The organism is Nocardioides sp. (assembly GCF_004803405.1).
In the GTDB taxonomy this organism is placed as follows: domain Bacteria; phylum Actinomycetota; class Actinomycetes; order Propionibacteriales; family Nocardioidaceae; genus Nocardioides; species Nocardioides vastitatis.
Genome location: NZ_SSXI01000205.1, coordinates 1 through 5,061, shown reverse-complemented (window position 1 = coordinate 5,061; position 5,061 = coordinate 1). Strand labels below are relative to the sequence as shown.

The window sequence follows — 5,061 nt, the reverse complement described above, 5'->3', positions numbered from 1 at the left end:
AGCCCGGACAGCGTCGCCCGCCAGCCGAACTCCTCGCCCTCGTGGACGGCGAGCGACCCCTCGGTCGCGGTGACGGCAGGCGCCTGGCCGGGTCGGCCTCCGGCGGCGGCCAGCCAGACGAGCACCAGCGGCGCCGCGATCACCACGACGTCGGCACGGCCAAGGGCGAGGCCGGTCAGCAGCAGGGTGAGCCCCGCGACCGCGGCGCGCAGATGGGCGTACGTCGCGCGCCACCCGCTGCTCATCGGCCTCGCCCTACCGGATCCGCTCGCGCGCGGCCGGTGCCGGCACGTGTCCGAGGACCGAGGCCACCACGGACCGGCCCGTGATCTCGCTCATCCACAGTTCCGGTCGGATCGTGATCCGGTGTGCCAGCGCCGGGACGGCGACGGCCTTCACGTCCTCGGGCGTCACGTAGTCGCGGCCGGCGATGACGGCGTAGGCGCGGGCGACGAGCATCAGCGCCAGCCCACCGCGTGGCGAGGACCCGACGAGGGTGTGGTGGTGGCTCCGGGTCGCCGCGGCGAGGGCGACGCAGTACCGGCCCACGTCGGCGTCGACCGTCACCGTCTCCACCGCGCGCTGGATCCCGAGCAGGCCGTCGGCGTCGATCACCTGCCGCAGCCGCTGCTCCTCCCGCCCGCGCCCCAGGCGCCGTCGCAGCACCTCCCACTCCTCGTCGGCCTGCGGATAGCCGAAGTCCACCCGAAGCAGGAACCGGTCGAGCTGAGCCTCGGGCAGGGGATAGGTGCCCTCGTACTCGATCGGGTTGGCCGTGGCGAGCACGTGGAAGGGCGGGGTGAGGTGGAACGTCTCGCCCTCGACGGTGATCTGCCGCTCCTGCATCGCCTCGAGCAGCGCGGCCTGGGTCTTGGGCGGGGTGCGGTTGATCTCGTCGGCCAGCAGCAGGCCGGTGAACAGGGGACCGGGCCGGAACTGGAACTCCGCCTGCCGCTGGTCGTAGATGAACGAGCCGGTCAGGTCCGCGGGCAGCAGGTCCGGCGTGAACTGCGCTCGCTTGAAGTCCAGGCCGAGCGCCTGTGCGAACGACCGCGCCGCCAGGGTCTTGCCCAGGCCCGGGAAGTCCTCGAGCAGCACATGCCCGCCGGCGACGATCGCACTGAGCACCAGGGTGAGGGCGGCTCGCTTGCCGACGACCGCGGTCTCCACCTCGTCCAGGACATCCTGGGCGAGTGCGGACGCCTCGGCCGGACCGATCGCGGGCCCGGTCACAGCGCCTCGATCCGGGTCAGCACCGCCGCGAGCTCGCGGCGGTAGCGGTCGGCGGAGCCAAGGGGCGGCGCTTCCAGGAAGCGTCGTACCGCCGGGTCCAGCACGGCACGCGGATCGGTGCCCGCAGGACCCTGCATGACCGCCGCCGTGCTCAGCAGCGGATCGACGACGGCGACCAGCTGGGCGTGCAGTGCGGCTGGATCTCGCGCGGCGACGAGTCGGGTCAGATGCGTCAGCTCGAGGTCGTGCGCCCGGTTGTCGCGCAGGTGCAGTGGCGCCTCCCCGGGCCAGGTCGCCGTGGTGACCTCGTCGGCGAGCCGCATGACGCAGGCGACCACGACGACGGTCGCCAGCAGTGCGGCGATGAGGGCGAGGGTCATGGTCGGCCTCCTGACCTCGACGCGCGCAGCTCGACCAGCAGGGTGGCGAGGCAGGACCGGGCCTGCTCGCGCTGCTCCTCGCTGATCGGGTGCTCCGAGAACCGAGCCTCCCGGTAGAGCGCCGCCAACCGGCCGACCGCCCCGGCGTCCAGGGCGTACGACGACAGCACCCGCTCCGCGAACTCGCTCGGGGTGTCGGCGGGGTCCCGGGCGAAGCGCTCCGAGACCGCAGCGCGCTCGAGGCGCAGCCACGCGGCGACGATCGCGTTGCGCGGGGGACCGACGGCGAGCTCGTCGAGCCCGGCGTCGAGCGCCTCGGCCAGCGCCTCGTCGTCGTCCTCGTCGTCGGGCACCTCCCCGGAGTGCGGGCGGCCCGGCCGGCGCACCCGACCGCCCTCCAGCCTGCGTCTCCACACCATCAGCCGCAGCTGGGCCAGGACGGCCACCAGGATGGCCGCGAGCAGCGCGAGCACCGTCCAGACGAGGATCCGCTCCAGGGGCGGGCCCTCTGCTGGGTCGGGGCGGTCACCGCTGTCATCGATCTCCTCGGCGGTCCGGTCCCGACCCTCGGAGTCGCCCGGCTCCGCACGCTCGGCCGGCGTCTCGACCGGGGCGGTGCGCTCGGGGCCCGTCCAGCCGAGGCCGTCGCCGGTCGCAGCCACGAGTGCGCAGAGCACCAGCACGAGGGCGCCGAGCGTGAGCGGGGCCGGGGAGCGGTTCCCCATGCGAGGGAATGTACGCCGATCCGTCCCGCCACGCGTTCACCAGTTCGTAACAGCCCCGCGGGCCGGGTACTGTGGCCGTCGGCACAGCGTCGTGCAGCACCCCCGTCCGCACGTACCTGTCGAAGGACATCGCTGTGACTGATCGTCCCGTCGTTCTCATCGCCGAAGAGCTGAGCCCCGCCACTGTCGAGGCGCTCGGACCGGACTTCGAGATCCGCCACTGCAACGGAGCGGACCGCGCCGAGCTGCTGCCGGCGATCGCCGACGTCGACGCCGTCCTGGTCCGCTCCGCCACCAAGGTGGACGCCGAGGCTCTGGCCGCCGCCAACCGACTCAAGGTCGTCGCCCGCGCCGGCGTCGGCCTCGACAACGTCGACGTGAAGGCCGCCACCCAGTCCGGTGTCATGGTCGTCAACGCGCCGACCTCCAACATCGTCTCCGCCGCCGAGCTCGCCGTCGCGCTGATGCTCGCCGCCGCCCGCCACATCTCGCCGGCCCACGCGGCGCTGAAGGACGGCGAGTGGAAGCGCTCCAAGTACACCGGCATCGAGCTCTACGAGAAGACCGTCGGCATCGTCGGCCTCGGTCGGATCGGCGTCCTGGTCGCTCAGCGGCTCTCGGCGTTCGGTATGAACGTCATCGCCTACGACCCCTACGTCCAGGCCGGCCGCGCCGCACAGATGGGTGTGCGGCTCGTCGACCTCGACACCCTCATGGCCGAGGCCGACTTCATGTCGGTCCACCTGCCGAAGACCCCCGAGACCCTCGGGCTCGTCGGCGCCGACCAGCTCGCGAAGGCCAAGCCCTCCCTGGTGCTGGTCAACGCCGCCCGCGGCGGCATCGTCGACGAGGCCGCCCTGTACGACGCGCTGAAGACCGGCCGGATCGCTGCCGCCGGCCTCGACGTGTTCGCCAAGGAGCCCTGCACCGACAGCCCGCTCTTCGAGCTGGAGAACGTCATCGCCACGCCGCACCTCGGCGCGTCGACGGACGAGGCCCAGGAGAAGGCCGGCATCGCGGTCGCCAGGTCGGTCCGGCTCGCCCTCGGCGGCGAGCTGGTCCCCGACGCCGTCAACGTCCAGGGCGGCGTGATCGCCGAGGACGTGCGTCCCGGCATCCCGCTCACCGAGCGGCTCGGCCAGATCTTCACCGGCATCGCCGGCGAGGTCGCCCAGCAGCTCGACGTCGAGGTCCGCGGCGAGATCGTCGACCACGACGTCAAGGTGCTCGAGCTCGCCGCGCTCAAGGGCGTGTTCGGCAGCGTCGTCGAGGACCAGGTCTCCTACGTCAACGCGCCGTTGCTGGCGGCCGAGCGCGGTGTCGCCGTACGCCTGGTGACCGACAGCGTCAGCCCCGACCACCGCAACCTGATCACGCTCCGCGGCACCCTTGCCGACGGCACCCAGATCTCGGTCAGCGGCACCCTCGTCGGCATCCACCAGCGCGAGCGGATCGTCGAGGTCAACGGCTACGACATCGACATCGAGCCCACCGACCACTTGGCCTTCTTCACCTACGTGGACCGGCCGGGCATGGTCGGCACCGTCGGCCAGATCCTCGGCCAGGCGCAGGTGAACATCGCCGGCATGCAGGTCTCCCGCGAGACCAAGGGTGGCGAGGCCCTCGTCGCGCTGTCGGTCGACTCGGCCATCCCGCACGAGGCGCTCGCCGAGATCGAGACCGCGATCGAGGCGACCTCGATTCGCGCGGTGGATCTGGCTTGAGGGTTGCGGTGGGCTGCAGGAATCACCGGTTAACCGGCGATTCCTGCACTTCCCAGCCGTTGCAACGGCCCAGAAGCGCCAGCAAACCTCCGACGACCCCCGGCTAGGCCACCAGGACCGGGTCCACGGCCCCCGCAGCAGGAGTACGACGCCCGCCGGCGCCGCGCCGCTCGTCAGAGACGACGACGGCCCAGGCGGCGGCCAGGCGTCGTACCGCTTCCCGGATGGTGTCGGGGGCCAGCGTGAACGGCACGCGGACGAACCGGTCCAGGCCGCCCTCGGGGGCGAAGGCAGGGCCCGGCGGGAGGTGCACGCCGACGCGCTCGGCCTCGTAGACCAGCGCCGTGGAGGCCGCGATCGGCAGCTCGCACCAGAGCACCATGCCACCGGCCGGGAGCCGGAACCGCCAGTCGGGGAGGTGCTCGGCGAGCTCCGCGGCGAGCACGTCGCGCTGCTCGCGCAGCCGCGCGCGATGCCCGTCGATGATGGCGCCGAGCCCGTTCTCGAGAAGTCGGGCGAGGACCAGCTGTTCGAGCACCGGAGCGCCCAGGTCGAGCTGGATCCGAGCGGCGGTGAGCCGGTCGATGAGCGGCTCGGGGGCACGGAGCCAGCCGAGTCGGAGGCCGCCCCAGATGCTCTTGCTCGCGCTGCCGATGGTGATCGTGTCCTTCGCGTGGCGCGCGAACGGGGTGCACGCGGGGGAGTCGTCGAGCGTGAGCAGGTGGTGCGCTTCGTCGATCACCGGGATGCAGTCGTGCCGTGCGAGCAGGCGCGCCACGTCGCGGCGCATCGTCTCGGACATCACCAGCCCGGTCGGGTTGTGGAAGTCCGGCATCAGGAAGGCCAGCCGCGGCCGGCGGCGGGTCACCGCGCCGGTCAGCGTCTCGAGGTCCCACCCGAGCGGGTCGAGCGGGACCGTCAGCAGCCGGCCGCCGCCGGTGCGGAGCGCCTGTGTCGCGTTCGGGTAGGTCGGTGACTCCACGAGGACCCGGTCCCGCG

Annotated in this window: 6 protein-coding genes; 1 reads left to right on the top strand and 5 read right to left on the bottom strand. The window is 72.8% G+C overall.

Annotation, left to right across the window (positions count from 1 at the left end; all coding sequences use genetic code 11):
- From E7Z54_RS14175 to E7Z54_RS14160, 4 genes are all read right to left on the bottom strand, one after another.
- A partial coding sequence (locus E7Z54_RS14175; protein WP_206056215.1) for a hypothetical protein occupies positions 1-245 on the bottom strand: 245 nt, incomplete at its 3' end.
- 10 nt (positions 246-255) lie between these two features.
- Positions 256-1,233 (bottom strand): AAA family ATPase, encoded by a 978-nt coding sequence (locus E7Z54_RS14170; protein ID WP_136434745.1) that lies wholly within the window; start codon positions 1,231-1,233, stop codon positions 256-258.
- Complete coding sequence (locus E7Z54_RS14165; RefSeq protein ID WP_136434743.1) at positions 1,230-1,613, bottom strand: hypothetical protein; 384 nt, start codon at positions 1,611-1,613, stop codon at positions 1,230-1,232. The genes E7Z54_RS14170 and E7Z54_RS14165 overlap by 4 nt, the downstream gene beginning before the upstream one ends.
- The gene (locus E7Z54_RS14160) at positions 1,610-2,338 is read right to left on the bottom strand and encodes a DUF4129 domain-containing protein (protein WP_136434742.1); all 729 of its coding nucleotides are present in this window, start codon (positions 2,336-2,338) and stop codon (positions 1,610-1,612) included. Before E7Z54_RS14160 ends, E7Z54_RS14165 begins: the two co-directional genes overlap by 4 nt.
- Positions 2,339-2,472: 134 nt before the next feature.
- Here E7Z54_RS14160 and serA point away from each other — a divergent pair, with 134 nt between their 5' ends.
- Complete coding sequence (gene serA, locus E7Z54_RS14155) at positions 2,473-4,062, top strand: phosphoglycerate dehydrogenase (protein WP_136434740.1); 1,590 nt, start codon at positions 2,473-2,475, stop codon at positions 4,060-4,062.
- 103 nt (positions 4,063-4,165) lie between these two features.
- Here the strand turns inward: serA and E7Z54_RS14150 are convergent.
- The coding region (locus E7Z54_RS14150; protein WP_136434738.1) for a PLP-dependent aminotransferase family protein at positions 4,166-5,061 on the bottom strand (896 nt) is incomplete at its 5' end.

Coding starts and splice junctions, on each gene's coding strand:
- E7Z54_RS14165 (WP_136434743.1), bottom strand. CDS start 1,613: ATGACCCTCGCCCTCATCGCCGCACTGCTGGCGACCGTCGTCGTGGTC.
- E7Z54_RS14160 (WP_136434742.1), bottom strand. CDS start 2,338: ATGGGGAACCGCTCCCCGGCCCCGCTCACGCTCGGCGCCCTCGTGCTG.